At 46.3% G+C, this 24016-nt stretch carries 23 protein-coding genes (1 of these 23 only partly in view); 13 read left to right on the plus strand and 10 right to left on the minus strand.

Going from position 1 to position 24016, the window contains the following annotated elements:
• The 3 genes from PSE7367_RS06840 to PSE7367_RS06850 form a co-directional block, all read left to right on the plus strand.
• A protein-coding gene (locus PSE7367_RS06840; protein ID WP_015164641.1) for a serine/threonine-protein kinase crosses the window boundary here: on the plus strand, positions 1-685 show its end. It extends 770 nt beyond the left edge of the window; the window shows 685 of its 1455 coding nt (coding positions 771-1455); its start codon lies off the left edge, out of view; the stop codon is at positions 683-685.
• 71 nt (positions 686-756) lie between these two features.
• Entirely contained in the window at positions 757-1215 is a 459-nt protein-coding gene (locus PSE7367_RS06845) for a hypothetical protein (RefSeq protein ID WP_156800359.1), read from the plus strand.
• Complete coding sequence (locus PSE7367_RS06850; RefSeq protein WP_015164643.1) at positions 1212-1640, plus strand: hypothetical protein; 429 nt, start codon at positions 1212-1214, stop codon at positions 1638-1640. Before PSE7367_RS06845 ends, PSE7367_RS06850 begins: the two co-directional genes overlap by 4 nt.
• A gap of 6 nt (positions 1641-1646) precedes the next feature.
• Here the strand turns inward: PSE7367_RS06850 and PSE7367_RS06855 are convergent, their stop codons facing one another.
• Together PSE7367_RS06855 and PSE7367_RS06860 are read right to left on the minus strand one after the other, a co-directional pair.
• Positions 1647-2330: a GvpL/GvpF family gas vesicle protein gene (locus PSE7367_RS06855; protein WP_015164644.1), complete on the minus strand. Its 684-nt coding sequence runs from the start codon at positions 2328-2330 to the stop codon at positions 1647-1649.
• Between the two features lie 9 nt (positions 2331-2339).
• Positions 2340-3146 (minus strand): DUF1997 domain-containing protein, encoded by an 807-nt coding sequence (locus PSE7367_RS06860; RefSeq protein WP_015164645.1) that lies wholly within the window; start codon positions 3144-3146, stop codon positions 2340-2342.
• A gap of 937 nt (positions 3147-4083) precedes the next feature.
• Between PSE7367_RS06860 and PSE7367_RS06865 the strand changes: the two genes are divergently transcribed.
• The 7 genes from PSE7367_RS06865 (at position 4084) to PSE7367_RS06900 (ending at position 13666) form a co-directional block, all read left to right on the plus strand.
• Positions 4084-5385 carry a hypothetical protein gene (locus PSE7367_RS06865; protein WP_015164646.1) on the plus strand — a complete coding sequence of 434 codons (1302 nt, stop codon included), beginning with the start codon at positions 4084-4086 and terminating at the stop codon, positions 5383-5385.
• Positions 5386-5605: 220 nt separating this feature from the next.
• Positions 5606-5947, plus strand: a complete 342-nt coding sequence (locus PSE7367_RS06870; RefSeq protein WP_015164647.1) for a hypothetical protein — start codon at positions 5606-5608, stop codon at positions 5945-5947.
• A gap of 142 nt (positions 5948-6089) precedes the next feature.
• Complete coding sequence (locus PSE7367_RS06875) at positions 6090-6392, plus strand: hypothetical protein (RefSeq protein ID WP_015164648.1); 303 nt, start codon at positions 6090-6092, stop codon at positions 6390-6392.
• A gap of 256 nt (positions 6393-6648) precedes the next feature.
• Complete coding sequence (locus PSE7367_RS06880; RefSeq protein ID WP_015164650.1) at positions 6649-7797, plus strand: hypothetical protein; 1149 nt, start codon at positions 6649-6651, stop codon at positions 7795-7797.
• Between the two features lie 163 nt (positions 7798-7960).
• Positions 7961-9856, plus strand: coding sequence for a M48 family metallopeptidase (locus tag PSE7367_RS06885; RefSeq protein ID WP_015164651.1), 1896 nt, complete (start codon positions 7961-7963; stop codon positions 9854-9856).
• Between the two features lie 340 nt (positions 9857-10196).
• Positions 10197-13250, plus strand: a complete 3054-nt coding sequence (locus PSE7367_RS20270; protein ID WP_015164652.1) for a hybrid sensor histidine kinase/response regulator — start codon at positions 10197-10199, stop codon at positions 13248-13250.
• Between the two features lie 47 nt (positions 13251-13297).
• Positions 13298-13666: a response regulator gene (locus PSE7367_RS06900; protein WP_041698363.1), complete on the plus strand. Its 369-nt coding sequence runs from the start codon at positions 13298-13300 to the stop codon at positions 13664-13666.
• Positions 13667-13741: 75 nt separating this feature from the next.
• Here PSE7367_RS06900 and istB read toward each other — a convergent pair whose 3' ends face one another.
• Both istB and istA read right to left on the minus strand, forming a co-directional pair.
• Positions 13742-14419 (minus strand): IS21-like element helper ATPase IstB, encoded by a 678-nt coding sequence (gene istB, locus PSE7367_RS06905; RefSeq protein WP_041699222.1) that lies wholly within the window; start codon positions 14417-14419, stop codon positions 13742-13744.
• Complete coding sequence (gene istA, locus PSE7367_RS21095) at positions 14307-15995, minus strand: IS21 family transposase (RefSeq protein WP_015146090.1); 1689 nt, start codon at positions 15993-15995, stop codon at positions 14307-14309. Before istA ends, istB begins: the two co-directional genes overlap by 113 nt.
• Before the next feature lie 178 nt (positions 15996-16173).
• On the opposite strand from istA, the gene PSE7367_RS22905 reads away from it, so the two are divergent.
• On the plus strand, positions 16174-16305 hold the full coding sequence (locus tag PSE7367_RS22905; protein ID WP_264314174.1) for a hypothetical protein: 132 nt from the start codon (positions 16174-16176) through the stop codon (positions 16303-16305).
• Here the strand turns inward: PSE7367_RS22905 and pseG are convergent.
• Together pseG and PSE7367_RS06920 are read right to left on the minus strand one after the other, a co-directional pair.
• Positions 16286-17389 carry a UDP-2,4-diacetamido-2,4,6-trideoxy-beta-L-altropyranose hydrolase gene (gene pseG, locus PSE7367_RS06915; RefSeq protein WP_015164653.1) on the minus strand — a complete coding sequence of 368 codons (1104 nt, stop codon included), beginning with the start codon at positions 17387-17389 and terminating at the stop codon, positions 16286-16288. The genes PSE7367_RS22905 and pseG overlap by 20 nt on opposite strands.
• 41 nt (positions 17390-17430) lie before the next feature.
• Positions 17431-18105, minus strand: coding sequence for a PIG-L deacetylase family protein (locus PSE7367_RS06920; RefSeq protein WP_015164654.1), 675 nt, complete (start codon positions 18103-18105; stop codon positions 17431-17433).
• Between the two features lie 133 nt (positions 18106-18238).
• On the opposite strand from PSE7367_RS06920, the gene PSE7367_RS06925 reads away from it, so the two are divergent.
• Positions 18239-18886, plus strand: coding sequence for a formyltransferase family protein (locus tag PSE7367_RS06925; RefSeq protein WP_015164655.1), 648 nt, complete (start codon positions 18239-18241; stop codon positions 18884-18886).
• A 4-nt stretch (positions 18887-18890) separates the two neighbouring features.
• On the plus strand, positions 18891-19583 hold the full coding sequence (locus PSE7367_RS06930; RefSeq protein WP_015164656.1) for a formyl transferase: 693 nt from the start codon (positions 18891-18893) through the stop codon (positions 19581-19583).
• A gap of 181 nt (positions 19584-19764) precedes the next feature.
• Here the strand turns inward: PSE7367_RS06930 and pstB are convergent, their stop codons facing one another.
• The 4 genes from pstB to PSE7367_RS06950 form a co-directional block, all read right to left on the minus strand.
• Positions 19765-20592, minus strand: coding sequence for a phosphate ABC transporter ATP-binding protein PstB (pstB, locus tag PSE7367_RS06935; protein WP_015164657.1), 828 nt, complete (start codon positions 20590-20592; stop codon positions 19765-19767).
• Between the two features lie 39 nt (positions 20593-20631).
• On the minus strand, positions 20632-21591 hold the full coding sequence (pstA, locus tag PSE7367_RS06940; RefSeq protein WP_015164658.1) for a phosphate ABC transporter permease PstA: 960 nt from the start codon (positions 21589-21591) through the stop codon (positions 20632-20634).
• 1 nt (position 21592) lies between these two features.
• The gene (gene pstC / locus PSE7367_RS06945; protein ID WP_015164659.1) at positions 21593-22570 is read right to left on the minus strand and encodes a phosphate ABC transporter permease subunit PstC; all 978 of its coding nucleotides are present in this window, start codon (positions 22568-22570) and stop codon (positions 21593-21595) included.
• A gap of 304 nt (positions 22571-22874) precedes the next feature.
• Positions 22875-23951 carry a PstS family phosphate ABC transporter substrate-binding protein gene (locus tag PSE7367_RS06950; RefSeq protein WP_015164660.1) on the minus strand — a complete coding sequence of 359 codons (1077 nt, stop codon included), beginning with the start codon at positions 23949-23951 and terminating at the stop codon, positions 22875-22877.
• Between the last annotated feature and the right edge of the window lie 65 nt (positions 23952-24016).

A 24016-nucleotide genomic window follows, 5' to 3' on the forward strand; every position in this document is an offset into this window, starting at 1 on the left:
GAAGTTGAATTGGCGATCGCATGCGCCGCAAATTTCTACTGCATTGGCGAATTTATTCGATCAAATGATGGCGTTTGCACCGAGTAAGCGGCCAATCAATGCGGATCAGATTCTGCTGAGAATCCATGACATCAATCCGGCATTTACAGCAACCACGCCGACTGTCCCCCCCACGATCGATGCTCTGCCTGCTACTGTGATCAACCAGGAACCAGATCGATCGCCCAGCCCAACCACCAACCCGCCAGGTTATATTCCCTATAATCCACCACCGCAATCCGTCGAACCTGCGCCACCCTCAAATCCACCGGATATGCTGATTAATCGAGCCAGGAGGAAGATGAAAAGCGCCTGGATCACCAGTGTTATATTTGGTTTGTTTCAGGTATTGTTTGCCTTCACAGCACCGGACACACTTACGGCAGGGGTTTTTGGGTTCTTAGCTTTGTTATTCTTTGGCTTGGCATTTGGGATCGCCAAGGGCAATCGAGTCTGTGCCGTGATTCAATTACTGCTATTTGGTTTAAATTTTGGCTTGGCAGTATTTGATCCGGAGGCGGCAGATGCTTTGGAAATAACGATCGCGTTCATTGTGGCTGGCCTTCTTTGCTATTTTGCCTATCGTGGCGTGGTGGGTACGTTTGATTATCAGAAGTTAATTAAGGCGCAACGTAATAATCAATAAGTTTTTCCTAGACTTGAGCAAGCGTTATGACAAATCCTACGCCACAATCGAATCCAGCCATTAGCTTACCCTTGCGGCAGGCCAAACGAAAAATGAGAAACGCTGCGATCGCTAGCCTAATTTTTGCGATCGCCCATTTAGCCTATGCTCAATTCATGAAATACTCTGAATCATGTCAGGCAAATATGCGCTCACAGGAGTTTTGTGAGATTGCGATCCAGGTTTTAGTTATCCTTGCGGTTTTTTTACTTGTGACTGGCTTAGGAGTGATTCTACGCAGCGAGATAGCTGCAAGGTTACTCCCCCTCTACCCTGCACTTGTCCTATTCTTTTTAGTACCGGCATCAATTGTGGCATTACTAGGAAACTGGACATTAGACGCTAACCAGTCAGGTCTTATCATTGTTGTTCTAGCCTATGGCTTACATCTCTATTTTGCTTATCAAGGTCTAGAAGGCATGTTTGCTTATCAGGATTTAATTAAAGAGAATAAATGCAACCAGCAATCCCTTGATCAAGGAGCAATATGACAGCCCCCACCGATCGATCGAATCCACCGATTGCCCTCCAGATGCGCTGGGCAAAACGCCAAATTCGTAGTGCCGTATTTATTTGCGTAATATTTGGTTTATTACAAACAGCCTATGCTTTCGTTGATTATATTAACTTTGGCGAGCTTTTCTACCCTAGAGTAGTATGCATCTTAATGGGTTTTAACGGTGCGATCGGCATTGCTTTAGGTAGCCGCATAGTTGCAGTCCTAGCCTTAGCATTTTTTGGATATTACGGTTTGCCCAATATCTTATCTAGTTTTGACTTATTTCCGCAAAATTTAGCAAAATCAGTAGTGACAATTTTCTTTTGTTACTGCGCCTATCGTGGTGTGAGGGGTACATTTGCCTACCAAAGGCTAAAGCAAACGATTCGATCGCAACGCGACAATCCAGCAGAATAAGCAACTTTAAATTTCTGCAAAATGATAAGGCGGTAACAGGGAGCCAAGCTCCAATCGCCACGATCGATAATCCCCCTGCCATTGCGCTATTACCTGATTCAGTTGCTCTGCCTGAGCGCTGGTTAACAATAAAAATATGCGCAGATCCTCGGCTTCCTGGGGCGTAGCGATCTGTATATGGTTTTGATCCGTGTGCGATCGTAATAATTCAACTAGCTGCGCCTGCTGTTGTTTTTGATCCTGCTGAGCTTGTTGCAAATCTGCATATTGCTGCTTTTTGGCCAGCAAATAATCCCGCCCCTTTAAATTAGGATCGGGTTTGATTTCTGGTTGGGCTACCTGCCCCTTGAGTAAATATTCGCCATAGCCAGATATTTGATTCAGGCGATCGCTGAGCTTAGCTTGATTAGCCTGCAAATATTCCTTTAGGGCAGCCTCAGACACAAAGGCAGTACCAAACCGCAACGGCAACAGGGTTTGCTGGGTGAATAATTCACAGATGACACGATCGTGCTGGACGATCGCCGCGATCAATTCCGCTTCGCCGCTTTGCTTGAGCATTTCTATGTCTAGCTCTGGCTCATAGGCAGCAACCAGATTATCCACCTGAATATAGGCGATCGGTTGGTTGATACCGATTATTTCCTGCTCTGGTGCAGGGGCAGTCAGAATGGAAAAGACATAGAGCATTAGTACAGTCTAACTAACAGGAGCAGTAGCCAAAGAAACTGGCTTGCGGGCACGGAGGCGATGCTTACGCGGAATCTTTACATCCATCGTCTTATGGAAATCAGCTTCCACCTTCGCAGTCAGGCTTTGGGAAACCTTTTTGACAATATAAGCCAGCACCTTATCCCCCGTTGCCTGGATCGCCCCATTCGACAACCGATGGATAAATTTGGGAAACTGCATACTCACGGTTAGTTCCAGTTGCCATTCCACCGCCGTCATCACCTGCCAGCTAGCCGATTGCTCCTGGTTAGGTTGACGTTCTTCTAGTTGCATTTCAGCGCTGAAATCCACATCATATTGCTGTGGCTCTTGGCCAGGGATCGGAATTGTTACGATCCGATATATGCCCTGGTCCTGGGGCAACAAATTCAAACCAACTCTGGCATCCACATTAAAACCCAATGCACCGACACAACCCACACCGATCGCATAGCCATTTTTAGCGATCGAATCGGCCTTAAAGGGATGAGCGCAGCGCTTAAACCAACCTTCGTGGGCATCGAGATAATCCATCACCGTCTGGCGATCGCCATAGAGATCCATGTAGCCCACATAATAATTCCGAAAAGTAGTGAGCGGCAACTCTGCGGTACTTTCGATATCTTGCTCTACTGGCCTATTTACTGAGCTATTTACTGGCCTATTACATTGCTCAGTAAGATGATCAGGCGCAGCGACAACCCCATCTGTAACTAAATCATTAACCAAGCTTAATTCCTGCGGCGATTCCGAGACCATACCTGCTTCAATCTCGTTTGATGATTCGGTGAACATAGCTGAACTTAATCTCTATATATATAGTTATTTGCTCTCTGGCGATCGCCCTCCTGCTAACGTTCCGTTTGGCAAACTAACGTTGACAGAGTCTAAACAGCTAACCAGTGCTAGTTTAGGCGATCGCTCCCCCCAGTGGCTAAAAATATTTAATGATTTCAAGACATCTAATAATAACTAAAGTAACAGTTACTTACTCCAGCTACCGTGATCCAAGTCTTAAGAACTTAATGCAATTAATTGGTGCGATCGGGTTGCTTCGTTTTTACTTAGCTCCCAGATCCGCTCACAACCTTAATTTTTCAGATCGCGTCCTTAGCGGTAATAAAAAAAGTCAGACCCATAATTTAATTTGGGCAACTAAATTCGACGATCCTTAATCATGAATTGATGATTAAAGGCATGATTCATATTCAATCGCAGTAACTAGGGCAAAATCTGTCCATTTTTAACAGATTTAAACCCATATCTACCGCATTAACTGAATATTTCAACTAATTACGAAGCTTTGAGCCAATTTGAATCAAGCGATATAACAAAGCCCGATCCAATAAAATTCCAGTCTTTCCCCCGTTCGCAATCAACCTGGACCAGTAGCAGCTCGGTGTATATAACGTATATAACACCAACAAAATATTAAACTGCCCAGGCTATACATATATATCTATTATGTCTATATATTTAGGCTTGTCCATTGCCGTAAATTATCGCCATAAATTATTGATTGCTAAGATAGAGTTTACCCACAATCACTAATTTTAATAACGCGATCGCCATATTTATCACTATTGCTGCAATATATAGCTGCAATATATATCTGACTCAGCAATTTCGGTTTTCCCTACTAAATGGTGCGATCGGGGGATTAACGGCTTTTAATAAATGTTTCATAATGTAAGAAGGATATAGATACGCAAGAAAGAAGCTATAAAGCCCTATGAATCCACGTCAAGCCACCATGCAGGCGATCGAAAAGCTAGATTATCGGGTCACTCCCGGTGATATTGCGGCTCAATCGGGTCTGAATCTGGAGATCGCCAATTCCCAACTGCTAAGCCTCGCCTCTGATACCAGCGCGCACATGCAAGTTTCCGAGGCCGGCGATCTGGCCTTTGAGTTCGATCGCAGTTTCAAAAATACGCTCCTGGCGCGATCGTTCAAATTGCGCTTGCAGGAATGGCTGAGCAAAGTTTGGAAATGGCTGTTTTATTTATTTCGGGTTTCGTTCGGCATTTTGCTAATTGTGGCGATCGTAATTGTGGTGTTGGCGATCATAGTGGCCTGGCAGGTACTCAGCCGAAGTGGGGACAACAACAATGGTGGTGGTCGTCGCCGCAGCAGTCGTGGTGGCGGTATGAATTTCTTTTTCTTCCCCCGCTTCTACCCCTGGGACTTCTGGGCAGTTTTTGATCCTAACTACTACCGCCCCTCCCGTCGTCGTGTCCGATCTGCTGAACAAGACGAAATGGGCTACCTGGAAAGTGTTTATTCATTCTTATTTGGCGATGGCGATCCGAACTATGACCTCGAAGAACGCAAGTGGCAATCGATCGCCTCGATCATTCGCAAACATGATGGCGTGGTTACGGCAGAGCAAATCACCCCTTTTCTAGGTGATATTGGCTTCAATGCTGAGGGTTATGAAGACTACATGGTACCAGTGTTAGCCAGGTTTAATGGTCAGCCCCATGTCAGTGATGAAGGTACTCTGGTCTATAGCTTCCCGGAATTGCAAACCGTGGCTTCGGAGCGGAAAAGCAACTCCAACCCAAAATATTTACAGGAAGAAAAGTGGCAGTTTAGTCAAGCTAGTTCTGGCAAAATCACCCTGATTGTGGTGATGGGTATTGCTTATCTAATTGGCACAGTTTATTTGGGTGTGCTGTTAGGCAATCCCGCCCTAGCAGGTGAACTAGCTGGCTATCTTGGATTTGTAGAAAGTATTTATGGCTTGCTGTTGGGCTATGCGGTGTTGTTCGTTAGTATCCCGGCAGTGCGCTATGTGGTGCTGCAATTCGTGAATAAACCGATCGAAAAACGTAATAATCTCCGCTATGCCAGATATCAGAAATTAATTGATCCGGCTCCAGAAGTGCAGCAAAAACTCGAATTCGCGCAGCAGTTTGCCAAGCAACAGCAGATTGTTGGTGCAGAGGGGATCGCCTACGATACCAAGCAGGAATTGCTAGCGCAGGAGTTTAATCAATTGCTCAATGGTTCTGGCACCACAGAGGACTAGTTTAGTTTGGCCAAGCGAAATCACCATTACGATCAGATCAACATAATTGAGATCAATATAATTATGATTAGCTCAATAGATTCGATCTAGTGCGAGATCCCCAACCAGTAAAGCGATCGCCCTTGCCTAACTAAAGTCATTCAGTCACCAATCAACCAGATAAGTCAAGCAATAATCATGCTAATATTCGGGAAACAGGTTAAACGAGAATAAAAACCTGATGATAACATTCCTGAGTAAATTGCTTGGCCTGGGGCTGCTGATTGTCGGCATGTATTTCCTGAGCAGGAATATAATTTTTACGATCGGCTATGGCCAATACTGGTGGGTCGATCTTTCTGCCGCATTTTCTGTCATAACCGCCATCATTGGGGTTACATGTATATTTTTCCTCAAGGGCCTAGCGGATTTTGGTTGGTGGCTGATTGGTTTGAGTATTATTTTTGTGTATTTCAGTAGTGGCGTGATATTGCGACCAACAAGCCTGTGGACTTTCCTGGTGGCGTTTGCCTGCTTTATGGCTGGGTTTAAGTTGTTGTTTTTGCCGAAAAGTTATTTTTAAATCACTAGGATATACAAAAACAATCGCAAGCCAAATTAATTCAGCATTTAGCAATTTTTTGATAAATTTAAGCTTCTCAAAATCTTATTACCTGGCCGGACTTAAGCCTTAGTTGCATAGCCAGGAATGTCACAATATAGACATGGGAAGAATCGATGCCTGTAGCTATTGTCAGTTTTTTGCCCGATCGCAACATCTGGTCTGTGCGCTCCACCCCAGCGGACCAGATGGCATAAGTTGTGCTGACTTTTCACCCACCGAGGCCGAACAGCAAATGCGCGAGCCAATTAAAAATCTCTTCGATCGCGGTGAACTCCAAAATCGTCCAGTCACCTCCCAGGACAAAGCCTACATTGATATTAAAAAACTAAATCAATTGCCCCTCGATCTCAGGATTAGAGTCTTGCGATGGGGGGTGAGGGTACGACGACCCTGGCGGATGTAGGGCAATCGCTGTTCATAGATCCGTAAAGCTGTCAAAGATCGGCCTGATTCAAGCGGGTCAAAATCTTGATCAACCATCAGCATCTTCTTTTACTTCTTTACAAGGCTAACTGGATCTAGAGACAATCTATATATAGTGCGATCGCCCGTGACTATTTATCATAATCCCCCTATAATTAGTGCTCATTAGTGCTTAATAAGTAACAAAGTAACAGCAAACTCAGCCAGCAAACGAGAATTAAAGTGAGGGGTGGCAAATGACCGATGGTTCAGTTAATCCTAATCCCGAAGAGGCCGTAACCAATAGCGAGAATGTATTGGCATTTCGTGGCGGCGATCGTAAATTTGATCAGGTTGATCCGGTCACGGGTGAGGTTTCGATCCCTGATATCTCTAATCAGCTTAACGATTTTAATGATCTTAATTTGCATGTCCCCAACCCAGAGGACGATCGGATCTCGGAGCATGATTTCAATACCTCGATCGAACTGGCCTGGCAGATCTGCGATCGCTTTGATCTACAAACTGACATCTGGCGGGGGCGAGTGCTCAAAGCAATGCGCGATCGGGAAAAAGTGGGTGGCGATGGGCGCGGTACCGGCTTTTTGAATTGGCTAAAGGATCACGAAATCACCAAAAGCCAGGCCTATGCGCTGATCACCCTAGCCAACAGTGCGGACTCCTTGCTAGAGGCCGGCAGCATCGAACCAGAGTCGGTGAATAACTTCAGCAAACGCGCCTTTGTGGAAACCGCCCAGGCATCGCCCGAGGTGCAGCAAATGGTCGGTGAGGCAGCCCGCAGTGGCGATCGGATTACCCGCCGCGAGGTCAAGCAATTAGCCGATGAATGGACAGCCATGACCTCGGAGCTGTTGCCAGAAAATTTGCGCCAAAAAGCCGCCGAAAACATTATCCCCACCCGCTATCTTGCGCCACTGGCTAAGGAAATGGCAAAATTGCCAGAAATTCATCGCACTTATTTACAAGAAGCGATCAGCGAAGATCCCGACATCGACAACCTCAAGCAGGTTACTGCCGAGGCCAAACGCTTAGCCAAATACCTCAGCGCCACCGCCGAACTCCAGGCGATCGCCGATGCTGATTTTGATCTCGAAGTTGCCCTGGATGAATCGTTGCGGTTGGGTTATTTAAAATCCACCGCCGATCTGGTTTCCCTGGCTGCCCAGGTAGAACAAACCGTGGCCAAGCTCTATACAATCTGGAAGCGGGTAAATAGCCTTAGCGATCAGCTTTATGTGGAAAGTGGCGCTAGTACGCCCCATTTGCGATCGTTACTCAAAGCGATCGAAGGCTTGTCGAGTAATCAAATTGCGGTGCGATTGGGGGCTGCGGATGCGGCTCGCACGATTAATATGCAAATCAGCGATGATGAAGGGGTAATTTAGAATTAAGAGGAGTTCTATAGAATTAAGGATCTTCAGAATTTCACAATCAGTAACAGCGTTTGCATCATCCTCGATTTGATCGCTGAAGCTTTCTATCCGTTCTGAACTATAGACTATAGATAGAATGATCGCATTCAGTTAACAATTACTGCCAATCATCACCATGACCACCGGGAATTTCGATCGCACGCAAGTTGAGCAGCTAGAGCAGTTTGCCCAGCAAAACCCTTCCGGCTATAAGCTGCGGGTAGCGTTGTTGGCAGTCCTGGGCTATGCCTACATCGCCACGATCGCGGTTCTGTTGCTGAGTTTGCTCTGGTTTTTACGCAATCTAATAGTAGGGCCAGGTGCTTCCGTCTCCAGCGATATCACCCTGATGATCTTTTTGATTGTGGTAGTGGTGCTGGGCATTGCTGGGGTTGGCATCTACAATCCCACCGGGGTAGAGATCAAACGTGATCAAGCACCCCAGTTGTTCATCGCGATCGATGAAATTTGTAGCAAGCTGAATACGCCCCCAGTCCACCGCGTAATCCTGGAAGATAATCTCAATGCTGGCATGTTGCAATTTCCGCGCCTGGGTGTGCTGGGCTGGGAAGAGAATTTCTTATTTATTGGCTTGCCATTGATGCAGGTCAATTCAGTGGATCAACTGCGATCGGTTTTAGCCCATGAGATCGCCCACCTGGCGGGCAGTCATTCTCGCTTTTCTAACTGGATTCACCACTTGCGCACGATCTGGTCGGAACATAATAAAAAAAGCCGATCGCCTTTGCTGACTCCTTTTTTTAAATGGTATTTGCCATTTTTTAATGCCTATACCTATGTACTCTCCCGCGCCAATGAATACGAAGCCGATCGCCATGCTGGCCAAATCACGGGCAGCGAGCATGATGCTCAATCATTGGTAAACCTCTACCTTTACACCTATCATTTACAGCGCATTTTCTGGCGCAACATCTACGCACAGGCCAAGGACTGGCGCGAACCACCCAAAGATCTGTTTACGCGGATGTTGCAATCGTTACGGCAACCGCTGCCAACCGAAAAAGCGCAGATATGGCTGGATCTCGCCCTGACTGGGCAAACCGATGCAGATGACACTCACCCCGCCCTGGCCGAGCGATTGGCCGCCCACAACTATATCCCCCAGATACCTGAACCATTAACCACCACAGCAGCAGAATATTATCTGGGTAGCGAATTACCAGCGATCGCCGCCAAGTTTGATCAGCGCTTCCAGAAATCGACCATTCCCCTGTGGCAGCAATTACACGCCACCGCCAAACAGCGCGCGAGTCGGTTAGAGCGATTTAAAACCAAAGCAGAAACTAATTCATTTTCGATCGATGAGTTGTGGTTATATGCCGAACTGGTGGGTAAATTGCACCAGGAAAAACAAGCATTGCAATTATGGCAAAACCTGCTGGAACGGCAACCTAATCATGCCCATGCCAATTATCATGTGGGCAAAATCTTGCTAGAGCAGGGCGATGAAGCGGGGGTGGCGCTCATGGAACAGGCGATCGCCCTGAGCTATCACTATGCCGTGAGTGGCAGTGAATTGTTACTTAAGTTCTATCGTCAGCTTGAACAGAGCGATCGCGCTACCTATTACTTGCAACAATACAAAGAGCAATGCCAGAAATTTGAGATTACAGCTAAAGCAAGACTAACGATCAAAGAAGAGGATCAATTTTTACCTCACCAACTCTCTGAGTTTATGCAGCGGCAACTCCACGAGCATCTAGCCCTCTATCCAGAAATAGCCAGAGCCTATTTAGTTCAAAAGCAGCCACAGCTCCTACCGGAACAGCCTTTATATCTATTAGTTCTGGTGCGCAGAATTGCCCGATCGTTGCAATCGCCCCAATCAACTGATCTACAAAGTAGCGATCCACGGGTCAGTTTCGATCGCTATGACCAACTTGTGGCAATCCTGAGCCAGACGATCGATTTTCCAGCGGAGCTTAAGATCGAAGTCCTGGCAGAAACCCAATCGCAAAAGTTGTGGCAAATGATTAAACGGGTTGATCAATCTTTGCTCTACCGAGTCTAGTGTTTGTTTGGGCAGGACATTGGGCAGAATCGATCAATGCCCTAATCTGGATTATCACTAGCGATACTAGCGACAATAGCGACACCAGCGAGAGGTTATCAAAACCTGACTTAATTAGACTGATGAAGACTGATAAAGGCTGATAAATATTACGACTAGTTAATTAGATCCAGGTTAATTAGTTAGAGTAAGAAGAAAGATAATTCGATCGCGTTCTGATTAGCCTTAACCGGCTTTTATAGGTAAGTCGATCGACTTTTCAGCGATCGCCACAACAGTAGAGTTTGGCAATCTGCTTGAGCCCACCATTAGATTTAGCCGCTGCCCTTGCATAAAAGACATGAAACCGCCAGTCGTCAAATGGTATCGCAGCTTAAGCTTCCAGGGAATATTAGGCTTGGTGTTGATCGCCATGTGGTTAGTGGGCGGGATTGTTCTGGTCATGCATACCAGGGGCAAAAAGCTAGTTTCAGGCGAGGCAGTCAAGCTAATCGAACAAACTGGCAATAATGCTGTAGCTGAGCTGCATGGTCGTGCCCTGGAGATCGAGGCACTAGCCCGCAGTCTCGCCGCAACCACCGAGGGATTGCCCCGGGAGCCCAGTCAATTCAAAAACATAGTGCCCCAACTACTTGATTTTCAGGGCGATCTGGATATTGCTGGCGGGGGAGTGTGGCCAGAGCCAGGCAAGTTTGCTGCCAATGTTGAAAGGCATAGCTTCTTTTGGGGCAGAAACAAAGATGGCAAGCTGCAATATTACGATGACTACAATCAACCAGGTCCCGGCTACCACCATGAAGAATGGTATGTGGCAGTTCGGCATAGCAATCCTGGCAATTGTGTCTGGAGCCGCTCCTATATGGACCCCTATTCCTATCAACCGATGGTGACCTGCACCGTGGCCACCTTCGATCGCCAGCAGCAATTTTCTGGCACAGTAACGGTTGATCTCAAACTAGAGGGCTTGCAGGCATTTGCAGCAGCAATTAGCCAAAAAACCGGTGGCTATGTGTTCATTCTCGATCGGGATAACAAATTTATTACCTTTCCGCAACTTGAACAGGTTAAGCGGTTTAATCCAGGCACCCAGGGCAATCACACCGAAGAATTTATTCTGGCCGCTGAATTTGCGAGCCGTGAGCCATTATTTGCCCCTCTCGCCCAGGCCGTTGAGCAGGTAAATCAAGAAATTATCGATCGGGCACAACAAATGCCTGAATATGAACCCACTGTAGCCCAGCAAATCGATCAAGATAGCTATCAAATTAATGCGGCCGAAGCGAAATTATTGGCAGCCACATTAATCGACCCATTGAACCTGAATTACAGCGATACCAAGCTCTATCGATCGCAAATCAACCTGGATCAAGATTTGTTGCTAGATGAACCAGCCAGAGCATTTATTTTTACAGTGCCTTCTTCTTACTGGAAGCTAGTTGTGGTCAAGCCGATCGCAGAGATCGATGCGGTGGCAAACGACATTATTGAGTTATTAATTTTATATGTAGTAGCCACAATCCTATTGGTTTTGTTTTTTGTTTATATTGCCCTCAATCGTTTCTTGATTTCGCCCCTATCTCATACCACTGATGCGGTAAGGCAGATGGGTGAGCTGGTGGCAAAAAAAGATTTCTCCCGAATTCAAGATGTCCAGATTGAATCCCCCGGCAAAGATGAGATCGGTCTATTAGCCAGGGTCTTTAACTTTCTCAGCACCCAGGTAGTGACCCAGCATAATCAACTCAAGCAAACTAATATTGAACTAGAATCGAGGGTAGCTCGGCGCACCAACGAATATCGGCAGGCATCGGAGGCAGCCGAATCTGCGAATTTAGCCAAAAGCGAATTTCTGGCCAACATGAGCCACGAATTGCGAACCCCCCTCAATGGCATCTTGGGCTATACCCAGATTTTGCAGCGATCGCAAACCATGACCGATAAAGAGCAGCATGGCATTAATGTGATCCACCATTGCGGTAATCATCTGCTCACCTTGATCAACGATGTGCTCGATCTGTCTAAAATTGAAGCCCGACGGATGGAGCTATTCCCCAAGCATTTTAATTTTCGATCTTTTCTACAAGGAGTAGTGGAAATATCGATGGTGCGGGCTGAGCAAAAGGGAATTAAATTGGTTTATGCTCCAGCACCAGACCTGCCGATCGCAGTGGTTGCCGATGAGAAACGCCTGCGGCAGGTATTGCTCAACCTGCTAGGCAACGCAATTAAATTCACCGATCAAGGAACAGTCACACTCACGGTTAGGCGGGTTGAACCTGATCATAAAAAGGGGCATCCCCCCGCCAACCAACAGCAGCAGGTTGACAATTTAAGCAGCGACCCGCCACCGATCGAATCTTACAAAGGTAATAGTAATAATACAGACCCGTTACCTGATAACGGCGATCGCCCTATTGTCAGCCAACTCCGCTTCCAAATCGAAGATACGGGCGTGGGCATGGGGACAGAGCAGCTAGAGACGATCTTTCTGCCCTTTGAGCAAGTTGGGGAATCAACACGCAAAGCAGAGGGAACAGGCCTAGGTCTTTCGATCAGCCTCAAAATTGTGGAAATGATGGGTAGCACAATTCAGGTTGCCAGCCAGATCGGCAAAGGCAGTCAGTTTTGGTTTGATTTAGATTTGGTCGAATTGCCAGGAGGACACAGTGAAATGAGCCTTAGTCAGCATGGCCTCATTTCCGGCTATGTCGGCCATAAACTCAAAATTATGGTGGTAGATGACAAGTGGGAAAATCGATCGGTAGTGACCAGTATGTTGGCACCGATTGGCTTTGAGATGCTAGAAGCGGAGAATGGTGAACAGGCCTTAGCGATCGCTTTGGCCAATAAACCAGATCTAATTATTACTGACTTAATGATGCCAGTGATGGACGGTTTTCAGCTCTTGAGCGCAGTGCGTCAATCTGAGCAACTAAGTTCGATTCAAGTGATTGTTTCTTCGGCCAGTGTGTTTGATGCCGATCAACAAAAAAGTCTTGATGCTGGAGCCGATGATTTTATCCCCAAACCAGTGCAATCAACCGAATTGCTTCAACAATTGCAATCCCATTTAGCCATTACATGGACATATACAGGATCTGGCGATCGTCAAGAGACAATAAAATTACAGCAACCGGACGGCTCATTCATAATTACAAATCTTGATAACTCTGACAATCTGGATATGATTGCACCTCAAGCCGAAGTGCTCGATCGCCTCTTTGAACTATCAGTACGAGGCAACTTTAAGGAAATCCAAAGAGAAGCCAGCAAAATTGAGCTGCTCAATCCCAGCTATGCCAATTTTTCGGCTCATCTAAACCATCTAGCGCAGAGCTTTAATCAAAAACAGATCCTTAAGTTCATCAGTTGGTATCGCAATCAAACCATGTGATCACTTGTTGAGCCCTTTGAGATACTAGGATTGCTAGGATTAGGAATATGCCCCAACCAAGGAAAGACATCATTCTGGCGATCGATGACAATACTATGAATATTGATGACAATACCACGAATATAGAAGTGCTGTCAGACTTCCTGGATGGCTTGGGCTATGAGGTATGGATATCCCTGGATGGCGAAGGAGCGCTCAAAATTCTGGCACATGATCAACCGGATCTGATTTTGCTAGACGTGTTAATGCCCCATGGCATAGATGGATTTGAGACTTGTTTACAGATCAAGACCAATCCACTCACCAAGCACATGCCGATCGTATTCATGACTGCGATGGCTGTTAAATGTCAATTACCAATTTCGACGGCGTCAATTACTTGGCAAATAGCGGATGTAAATGACGTGTGCAAATGACAACTAAAACTAAGCTGAAAGGAACTGCATATGTTGAACCTCAAGGAGCAGTAAGATTCGGATTGATAGCGATTATTATTTTTGCGAGCGCTCAACAGCGTTGCGTTTACGGAAACTATCAGCATGAATTTCAACAATGAGAGCATGATGAATGAGGCGGTCAACGGCAGCAACAGTCATCATGTCATCGGCAAAGATGTGATCCCATTGCGAGAAAGGCTGATTAGCAGTAATGATGAGGCTTTTGCGTTCATAACGATGAGCAATCAGCTCAAACAGGACGGAAGTTTCAGCCTCAGATTTTTTGACATAGCCAAGATCATCAATAATGAGTAAATCAAAGCGGTCAAGTTTGGCAAGGATAGAGGCAAGCTGAAGTTGTAGTTTGGCTTGCTGTAGATGTTGTAGCAAAGCATAGGCCGAGAAGAACTTAACCCGTTTGCCCATTTCAATCATCGAGCGCCCGAGCGCAGCAGCAAGATGAGTTTTACCGACCCCGGAAGGTCCAAATAGCAAGCAGTTTTCGGCCCTATCCAACCAGGCCGTATCTTGTGCCAGTTGGATCAGTGGCGCTGATTTGAAACTAGGGCAATGTTCAAAATCGAAAGAGGTAAAGCTTTTACCAGTAGGTAATTTAGCCTCAGCGAGAGCTCGTTTGATCCGATTCTGTTGGCGATAATCCAGTTCCAATTCGCACAGAGCGAGCAAGAACCGGTCGTAAGCCCAATGCTGTTGGGTGGCCTTCTGCTCGATAGTCTGCCAATGTTGGAGCATGTGCGAGAGTCGTAGCTGTTTGAGTATCAGGCTCAGAGTATTGTTCGGGTTTGGTTTCGAGGAGTTGGTCATAGGCTGAAAGCGAATGTTGTTGTACGTTTAGTTGAGGTACGCTCAATTGCTGCTGGGGTAGTAGGAACTGTTGCTGTAGAGCCTTCAGGCTGAGAGTGCCCTGCTGCAGTTGGGTTTCAAGATAGTCGGCCACTGTAGTTTCTCTATCGTGCTTGGCAGCAATATAGAGGGCTTCAACCATGATGCGCGCTGCATTATCGATTTCAAAATCAGCCTGTAACCTCTGCCACAGCTGCCGCCATTGTTGATTAGGCAATAGGTCTTGCTGCCAGGTGCAGTAAATAAAGGCACGGGGTTTACGCCTGAGGCTATCAATTACATGGCGGTAGTTAATACAGCGAGCACGGCGGATTTTGGCTGACCCATGTACTCGCAAACGGGGTAGTTCCACCACTTGTTGCTGCCCCAAATAACCGACCAGGCGGTTGTGATAGATATGAATATTCAGCTGCCTGCCAATCAGTCTTGATGGCACCGTGTAAAGAATGCAGCGCACCGAAATGGTGCTGTGGCAGGTCACCCGCACCGTCAATTCTTCGTAATCGGCACAGCGATATCTCGGTAGTGGTTGTAGGGTTACTTTTTCCTCGGCAAACTTGGCGCTGCATTTACAATTGAGCTTGGCAACCACCTGCTCGATAAATTCTTGATATGCACTCACTGACTCAAACTCAAAGCTGCCACGCAAATACAGAGCTTGGCGCAACCGGCGCTTGAAATGTCCATGGGGAGATTCGATGGAGCCATTTTCATGAGCCACGCCTGGGTTATTGCGACTTGGACTCATGCCATAGTGTTCACATAGCTCGGCATAGAATTGGGTTAGTGGTTTATGCCGTTTGCCCGCCATATTCCGATAGGCAGCACTCAAATTATCGGTGCGATGCTGCTTTGGTACACCACCACAGGCATGCAGCGCATTCTGTAATCCTTCAGACAAGCCGATAAAGCTCTCGCCACCCTCGATTACCTGCACATATTGCCAGCCACTGTAGGCCAGACGGTAGTGGTACAGCAGGTGCTCATATTGTTTCCCTTTGATGGTAACTTCCACCTGTTTGAGCTCGGTAAAATCTGATAGACCCATTTCGCCGGGCTGATGGCGGATCTCAAACATTACCTCCTGCGGTTTGCCATGGATACTTTTCCATACCTGCACTCGCCTTTGTAAGGTACGCAATTGTTGCTCATATTGGCCTGGATAATGCTCGGCTAGATATTCATACAATGTCATCGCCTCTAGACGAGGCTCACGTCGAAGCATTGGCTCTAGCTCTTCCTCCCACACTCCTGATAGCGGATCTCGGCGGGTGCGCCAATCTCGCTCACCTTTACTCTTGGGCTGGTGTTTGCCTTGCTCAATACGGCTGCCGCTACGGACTGATATGCCGGCAATCTCGGCTGACTCATTTTGATTGCAGCCGACCTCTCGTGCTTTCTTGTACACTTGCACTTGATATTGTTTTATATATTGACCTGACACTGCTGACGTTCCACTTTCCTGTTTGAACGTCTTTAGTGTCTTTCTTTTTTCCCGTTTTGATCTCTTTTTTTCTAGTTGACGCCTACCTCCACTTGCGATCTCATATCCTTGCTGGCGATCATCTTTTTATGCCAAGTAATCGTCATCCAGACGCCAAGGTAATTGTCGCCTAACAGCGATGGCAGATATCGCCGATCAACACAAAGACATAGAGTTTGGTGCTTCTGACTACATTGTTAAACCATTTAGACAACAAGAAGTGCTCACTAAGATCAAGACCCAACTCCAAATTAGCCGTTTGCCGCACTGAAGCCAGGGATTTGCTTGAGTTTGGCTAAAATCCTGGATTTACCTTGACCATCAATTAGCCTCTGGCCATTCTTACTCATTACCAATCGCTGTTGTGGATCACGCCAAAGCCGATCGATCGCCATCGCTATCTGTGCAGGCGTAATTTGTTGATGCCAACCCAAATTAATGCTAACGCCAAGTTCAGCTAGTTTAGCTGCGATCAACCGCTGATTTTCTGCCGTTACGATCAAAATTGCCGGCAACCCCATAAACGCCAACTCCCAGCAAGTTGAACCAGCCGCCGCGATTGCCAGATCGGCATTAGCAATCAAGTGGGCCATTTGGGTAGCATTCTGAATCAATTCAATCTTGAGATTTTTATGGCTGGGGGCGGAGGTTAACTGGGCGATCGCATGTTTGAGTTGCTCTGCATAGCGATAACCGGCTCCTATCACTACGGTTACTTTAAGCACCGATGCTACCGATGCTGCCAATGATTGAGTTTGCCTAACCATTGCCAATGCTTGTACCACTTTCAAGGTCACATTATCTGGATCAGAGCCGCCCAGGGTAATTAGCAGTTGGGAAATATTTAGATCCAGCGATCGCTGCCAATATTGCCAGGTCGCAAACTCTTGCCGCAGCAATGCATAATTACTACCCAATAGCAGTTTAGTATCTGGGTGGCGATCGCTATACCAGGCAGGCTCCGCCGACACATTCTGATTCAGCACCAGATCCGCCCAATAGTAGGATAAATGGCCATAGTCATCAAAGTACAAAAACCTGATTGCAGCACTTTTGATCGCCCTTTGGTAGGTGGGCTTAAAATCATAGCCATCCAGAATTAACCAATCGATTTGGAGTTGTTGAGCCAAGTCGATCGTTTGCTTGCTATCTTCTAAATCGCCAATCGTAGCCCGCAAGTGCTTTACTTGAAAATTTTGGTCTAGCAAGCGCTGTTCCAGAGCTGGAAGCAGTTCCACCACCACAAAAACAATCAGATCGGCGATCGGCTGGAGCGCTTGCACCAATGCCAAAGTACGCATCAGATGCCCGGTGCCAATTGTTTGACTCGCATCCACCCGCACTAAGAAACGCATTTACAGCTTTCTCTCACCTCATTGCTCACTAAGCCCAACAACTAAATAATATGCCTAGCCAACATAAATGCTTCTGCCGCTGCCACCCCAACATTCGCACCACGCCAGCGTGCTAAATGCTCAATCGTATCAATCGATCGCGCATGGGGAAACTCTCGCATTTCCATATGATAAGCCACCAGAGCAGCTAATTTAGTATCCAGCGTCTCGGTAATATCCACATACCAATTGGGCAGAAAACTTGGTGGTACTTGCCACTCAGTGCTAGAAGCTACTTCAAAACAAAGGATTGTTTTCACCACCCCACGGGGCAATGGCCGAGCCGCCGTGATTACGGCTTGATAAGCATACTGATGGTCAATATTGAGATCGCCGCCGTGATGGGTATAAATCAGTTCTGGTTGGATTTGATCAATTTTTTGCTCTACCACCTTCACTACATCTAAGCGATCGCAATGATCAAGGCGGTTATCGGGGAAATCATGGAGTTGCGTAGAATGGGCCCCAACAATCTGACGGGCTTGCTGGGCAGCGGTCGCTAAGGCCGACATTTCTTCCTGACGCTTAGCAACAAACCGCTGCGGATCTCGACTGGTCGCACCCTCTGCCAAAATTAGGATATGTACCTGGTCACCGACCCGGGTGTGTCTAGCGATCGTGCCGCCACAACCAAGCATCTCATCATCAGGATGTGCCGCTACTACTAGTATATTCATCGGTTAATTGATATATCTGCATCCAGACTTGACTATACTGGGCAAAATTTGAGGTTGCGATCAATTATGTTGCCAAGCTCTACCTAAATATCGACCTAAATTAAACCATACCCTAAAAACAACAACCATCATTATGCCCTTTACGATCACCATAATCTCTGATCAAAATAGCTGGATCAATGACTATATCCCTGAATTAGTAGCATCTCTAATCCAATCAGGGCACAATCTAGAGTGGCTACATGAAATGACCACAATTCCCAAGGGCGATTTTTTATTTTGCCTTAGTTTTAGCAAAATAATTCCTGAGGCAATTTTGGCTAGAAATAAGCATAATTTGGTAGTACATGAAAGCAATTTACCAGAAGGTAAGGGCTGGTCACCTTTGACCTGGCAAATTCTGGCTGGTAAATCAACAATTCCGATCACTCTTTTTGAAGCAGGTGCACAGGTAGATAGTGGCAAGATTTATTCACAAGAATCGCTCGAATTAAAGGGCACAGAATTGATCGATGAATTACGTCAGGCTCAAGCTATGGTCTCAATTAGATTATGCAAAAAGTGGATCCAGCAATATCCCGAGATATTGGCTCAAGGTAGGAAACAAAATGGCAGATCAACTTTTTATGCAAGGCGTACCCCCCAAGATAGTCAACTAGATCCCAATCAAACAATCAGAGCACAGTTCAACCTTTTGAGAGTAGTAGATAACGATCGCTATCCAGCATTTTTTGAAATCGACGGCGAAGTCTATATTCTTAAAATACAGAAACAGGAATAAATCTATGGCTCCGAACAGCATTAATTATTTAGTGGCAGGGAGCAAACCCTGGAATCGCCAGGTATTTGATCAAGTAATTACTAAACTCCCTGGTAATTGGCACTTTCTTAGTGATTCAGCAGAACTAACTCCTGCAATGGTGAGCACTTTAGCGCCTAGATATATTTTCTTTCTACATTGGTCGTGGTTGGTTCCTAGCGAAATAGTTAACCAATATGAATGTGTTTGTTTTCATATGACCGATGTACCCTATGGCAGGGGAGGCAGCCCACTCCAGAACCTGATTGTGCGCGGTCATCAAACCACTAAAATGACAGCGCTTCGGATGACCAAAGAACTAGATGCAGGACCAGTTTATTTTAAAACCGAACTATCTTTAGCTGGAAATGCAGAAGAGATTTATATTCGCGCTACCTATCTTTGCGCAGACATGATCGAGCGCCTGATCAAAGAGAAACCGCAACCCTTGTCTCAACAGGGTGAAGCAGTAATATTCAAACGTCGTCAACCAGCAGACAGTGAAATTCCTGAGTTAAAGAACTTAGCCGCAGTGCATGACTTTATCCGGATGTTAGACGCCCAGGGATACCCAAAAGCATTCATTGAAAGTCAAGGATTCCGATATGAATTTAGCCAAGCCACAATCTATGATGGTAGGGTAGTTGCCCATGTGGTGATTACACCAGTAAATAGCTGAAAACTAAAGCAGTAGTAGGGACAAAATAAATATAACAGGTAACTTGCTAGAGATTCTGCTAGCAAGATATATGTTGGACAATATTGCAACAAAAAAATATCAGGTGATGATCACAAGCCACTAAAGCATGCTTGAGCGATCGTTAAGTCTGCAGACTAGCAGTAATTTGACTAATTTAAATTTAACCAAATCTACCGCTGATATATTCTTCAGTGGCAGTTTGGGATGGCGAGCTAAAAATTTTCGCAGTGCGATCGAACTCTACCAATGTGCCAGTCCGACCACCACGCTCGTTCAGCTCCGTATTGTAAAACGCAGTCATATCAGAAACCCGTGAGGCTTGCTGCATATTGTGGGTAACAATAATAATCGTAAATTGCTGCTTGAGATCCTGCATCAATTCTTCGATCCGCAGGGTTGAGATCGGATCCAGCGCCGAGCAAGGTTCATCCATCAAGATTACTTCTGGCTCAACGGCGATCGCCCTGGCAATACAAAGTCGCTGCTGCTGACCACCGGAAAGAGCCAGCCCACTTTCGTTCAGCTTATCTTTGACCTCATCCCACAGAGCTGCCTGCTTTATCGATCGCTCCACCAATTCATCCATATTCCCTTTATAGCCATTGATACGTGGGCCAAAGGCAATATTTTCATAAATTGACTTGGGAAAAGGATTAGGGCGTTGAAACACTATGCCAATATAGCGACGCACTGCTACAGGGTCGATACTATCAGAGTAAAGATCCTGACCTTCAAATTCAATTCGACCCGACACACTAGCCCCAGGGATCAGGTCATTCAGGCGATTGAAACAACGCAAAATTGTACTTTTGCCACAACCAGATGGACCAATAAAGGCAGTAATCTGATTGCGATAAATATCTAGATCAACGTTATAAACCGCTGGCACCTTGGTCTGACCGCCGTAAAAGACCGCCACATCTTTGGTGGTGATGACCGCAGTTTGTACATCTGAGCCTTTTGATTGGATATCTTGCATCACGTCCATGTTAATTACTTAAAACCGTAAATTTAGGAAACTGCTAAACTACTTAACTCTGCTCCGCAGAAAAATGGCGATCGAGTTGAGCCCCAACACCAACACCAGCAACAGGACAATACCAGCGGAAGCCAAGATCTTAAATTCTTCCTTGGGATAACCCACCCATTCATATACCTGGTAAGGGAGAACAGAGAAGAAATTATTATTTGACCAAATTGTATCCTTAAATGCATCGCCCCACTGACCAGTGAAAAGCGCCCCAAAGTTGAGTGGTGAAACATAAGGATCGGACTGCACTGCACCAATCCCCAGCACCACGATCGGCGCAGTTTCACCCACACCACGCGACACCGAAATAATCACACCGGTCAAGATACCAGGCAAAGCAGAGGGCAAAACATGATGCCAGATGGTCTGCAATTTGGTTGCGCCCACACCATAGGAAGCCAAACGAATCGAATTTGGTACCGCCCTGATCGATTCGCGCGCTACTACAATAATCGGCGAGAGAACTAATAACCCCAGGGTAAAAATCGCCGTCACCATGACCGGCCTGCCATCATACAAAGCCCGCACAAACAAACCCAGACCCAGCAAACCATAGACAATCGAAGGGACTGCAGCCAGGTTATAAATATTCAGCTCAATAAAGCTAGTTAGCCAATTCTTGGGCGCATATTCTTCTAGATAGACAGCCGAACAAACTCCGATCGGCACAGTTACCAGGATCATCGCCACCATCATTGTGATGGAGCCAATGATCGCATTGCGAAAACCAGCATTTGCAGGTCGAAAGGAAGGCTGTTGCGTAAATAAACGCAGATCTAACCGAGGTAGTGCGTCAATCAACACATCTACCACAAGAACCAACAGCAGCAACAGTCCAGTCATGGTTGCGGCTAGGCAGATATATTTAAAAATCTTGCCCCAACGCTGCCTAGCACCAAGCTTAGGCTCAAAATTTGTTTCCGTAATGCTGGAAAATGGATCAGTAGTAGTTGCCATCTTAATCGTATTTCTCCTGCAGACGCGAACTTACCACCTTGCTAATTAAATTCAAGCCCAAGGTGATCAAAAATAGAGTCATGCCTACCGCAAACAATGCTTGGTACTCAACACTACCAACCCTGGCATCACCCTTAGTCACCTGGGTAATGTAGGCGGTCATAGTGCCGATCGTTTCCAATGGATTGAGCGTGAGGGTGGGTTTTTGGCCAGCAGCGATCGAGACAATCATTGTTTCACCTACGGCCCTGGAGATACCCAGAATAATTGCTGCCGCGATCCCCGACAGGGCTGCCGGGAAAACCACCTTAGTGGTTACCTCTTGCTTGGTTGCTCCTATGCCATAGGCGGCATCACGAAGCGCTTGAGGCACAGAACGCATTGCATCGGTACTGATTGAAGCAACGGTGGGCACAATCATGAAACCCATCACCAACCCAGCACTGAGCGCATTAAATTGCTGAGCACCAGGAATCACCGCTCTCAAAATAGGCGTGATAAATAATAGGGCAAAGTAACCATATACAACCGTGGGCACACCAGCTAGCAACTCCACCAGCGGACGCAAGATCTTGCCCACTTTGGGAGTAGCATATTCACTCAAATAAGCAGACGTAGCCAGACCAATCGGGATTGCTACAAACATCGCAATGACGGAAACCAGAAAAGTACCAGCGATCGTCGGCCAGATACAAAAATGCTTTTGAGCACCAGAGAATTGCGGTGTCCATGAGCAGGTATATTCTCCGGCTGAGTTGGTTGCACCGAAGAGATATTCACCCAGACTGACGATCGGCTGGCTGAAAAATTGAATTGTTTCACTGGCCAGAATCACCACAATAAAAATGGTAGTAAAAACCGAAATTGAGGCGCAAGTAAATAAGATGACAGTGACAATTCGTTCTGGCAAGTTGCGATTGCTGCGCTTTTTTAAATTTTCAGGATCAATATTGCGAGGGGCTGCTGATGCGATCGCCATATCCTAGTAAATCTCCAATTGGTTACTAGCTCTGCTTAAAAAAAAATAAAAATAATAGATTGTTTGATGATTGAGATCCGGCCGATCGCCTCAAGCAAAAGTATGACGAATTTGGTGAATCTCAATTAACTATTCTGACCTGATTAATTAGGTTAGTTAAATAAGTTAAATAAATGAAGTGCGTATCCTTAAGCATTGAATAACGATCGTGGGGGAGCAAGAAACTCACCCCACTTTATGATTCAACCTATTGACCGAATAAGCAAGACAATAGCTCGATAAATCTAAATCCCTATAGATATGCCTATAGATCCTGATCTAGCAACTCATCGATCGAAACACCGGTTTCCGCACCAGAGAAAGTGCTACCAGTTTTACCTTCATTAACGCGGGCTTTGATCTTGGCCACAGTAGCTTCAGGCATGTCTACATAGCCAACTTCGCGCACCAGGTCAGACTTGTTCTCGATATAGAAATCAACAAAAGCCTTAACTTCTGGTTTCTCCAAAGAAGCCTTGTTCACGTAAACAAACAAAGGACGAGACAAGGGCGCATACTTACCGGTATTGATATTTTCGGCGGTAGGCGCTACACAACCACTACCATTATCGATCGCAACGGCCTTGAGGGAGTCAGCATTTTCTTCGTAGTAGGCAACGCCGAAGTAGCCCATTGCACCAGTATCACCTAGCACACCCTGAACGATGATGTTGTCATCTTCACTGGGTTGGTAATCGGTGCGGCTAGCGTCCTCTTCGCCCACGATCGCTTCGGTGAAGTAATCAAACGTACCTGAATCAGCACCAGGTGCATATAGAATGAGCGGCTCGTCAGGGAAACCATCGCGGACATCTGCCCAGGTAGTTACCGTTCCGTCTGCATCAGGCTCCCAAATTTTCTTCAAGTCATCTGGGGTCAGGCAAGAAGCCCATTCATTTTCCTGGTTGACTACAACTGTCAAACCATCGATCGCCACTGGCAATTCAATAAACTCTATTCCAGCTTGATTGCAAACTTCAATTTCTTTATCTTTAATTGGTCGAGAAGCATTGGAGATATCGGTATCACCAGCGCAGAACTTCTTGAAGCCACCACCAGAACCACTGGTACCAACCGGAACCTTTACACCAGGATTAACCGCCGCAAATTCTTCGGCTACGGCTTTACTAATTGGCGCTACGGTGCTGGAACCATCAATGATTACTTCACCACTTAGCTCGGAGCCAGAGGTAGTGTCAGCAGCGGTATCCGCAGTTGGGGCGGTAGATGTGTCGGCAGTAGTATCCGCAGTTGGAGTGCCACCACCGCAAGAAGCGATCACTAAGGCTGTTGCTGCTAGACCTAGCAAACCAGCGCGGTACTTAGAAATTCTAGAAATCATGAGGTATCCGTTATAGATTGACAGAATTTTGCAATTGTCGATCTGATACTAGAACCCCTGAGTTA

The sequence above is a fragment of the Pseudanabaena sp. PCC 7367 genome (assembly GCF_000317065.1).
Lineage (GTDB): Bacteria > Cyanobacteriota > Cyanobacteriia > Pseudanabaenales > Pseudanabaenaceae > Thalassoporum > Thalassoporum mexicanum.

What these genes read in the sequence shown, in the direction of transcription:
- pseG (WP_015164653.1), bottom strand. Translation starts at nt 17,389, where the DNA reads ATGCGTTTCTTAGTGCGGGTGGATGCGAGTCAAACAATTGGCACCGGG.
- PSE7367_RS06850 (WP_015164643.1), top strand. Translation starts at nt 1,212, where the DNA reads ATGACAGCCCCCACCGATCGATCGAATCCACCGATTGCCCTCCAGATG.
- pstC (WP_015164659.1), bottom strand. Translation starts at nt 22,570, where the DNA reads ATGGCGATCGCATCAGCAGCCCCTCGCAATATTGATCCTGAAAATTTA.
- PSE7367_RS06885 (WP_015164651.1), top strand. Translation starts at nt 7,961, where the DNA reads ATGACCACCGGGAATTTCGATCGCACGCAAGTTGAGCAGCTAGAGCAG.
- PSE7367_RS22905 (WP_264314174.1), top strand. Translation starts at nt 16,174, where the DNA reads ATGGCAGATATCGCCGATCAACACAAAGACATAGAGTTTGGTGCTTCT.
- PSE7367_RS06865 (WP_015164646.1), top strand. Translation starts at nt 4,084, where the DNA reads ATGAATCCACGTCAAGCCACCATGCAGGCGATCGAAAAGCTAGATTAT.
- PSE7367_RS06855 (WP_015164644.1), bottom strand. Translation starts at nt 2,330, where the DNA reads ATGCTCTATGTCTTTTCCATTCTGACTGCCCCTGCACCAGAGCAGGAA.
- pstB (WP_015164657.1), bottom strand. Translation starts at nt 20,592, where the DNA reads ATGGACGTGATGCAAGATATCCAATCAAAAGGCTCAGATGTACAAACT.
- PSE7367_RS06870 (WP_015164647.1), top strand. Translation starts at nt 5,606, where the DNA reads ATGATAACATTCCTGAGTAAATTGCTTGGCCTGGGGCTGCTGATTGTC.
- PSE7367_RS06900 (WP_041698363.1), top strand. Translation starts at nt 13,298, where the DNA reads ATGCCCCAACCAAGGAAAGACATCATTCTGGCGATCGATGACAATACT.
- PSE7367_RS06925 (WP_015164655.1), top strand. Translation starts at nt 18,239, where the DNA reads ATGCCCTTTACGATCACCATAATCTCTGATCAAAATAGCTGGATCAAT.
- PSE7367_RS06920 (WP_015164654.1), bottom strand. Translation starts at nt 18,105, where the DNA reads ATGAATATACTAGTAGTAGCGGCACATCCTGATGATGAGATGCTTGGT.
- PSE7367_RS20270 (WP_015164652.1), top strand. Translation starts at nt 10,197, where the DNA reads ATGAAACCGCCAGTCGTCAAATGGTATCGCAGCTTAAGCTTCCAGGGA.
- PSE7367_RS06880 (WP_015164650.1), top strand. Translation starts at nt 6,649, where the DNA reads ATGACCGATGGTTCAGTTAATCCTAATCCCGAAGAGGCCGTAACCAAT.
- PSE7367_RS06930 (WP_015164656.1), top strand. Translation starts at nt 18,891, where the DNA reads ATGGCTCCGAACAGCATTAATTATTTAGTGGCAGGGAGCAAACCCTGG.
- pstA (WP_015164658.1), bottom strand. Translation starts at nt 21,591, where the DNA reads ATGGCAACTACTACTGATCCATTTTCCAGCATTACGGAAACAAATTTT.
- PSE7367_RS06950 (WP_015164660.1), bottom strand. Translation starts at nt 23,951, where the DNA reads ATGATTTCTAGAATTTCTAAGTACCGCGCTGGTTTGCTAGGTCTAGCA.
- PSE7367_RS06875 (WP_015164648.1), top strand. Translation starts at nt 6,090, where the DNA reads ATGGGAAGAATCGATGCCTGTAGCTATTGTCAGTTTTTTGCCCGATCG.
- PSE7367_RS06860 (WP_015164645.1), bottom strand. Translation starts at nt 3,146, where the DNA reads ATGTTCACCGAATCATCAAACGAGATTGAAGCAGGTATGGTCTCGGAA.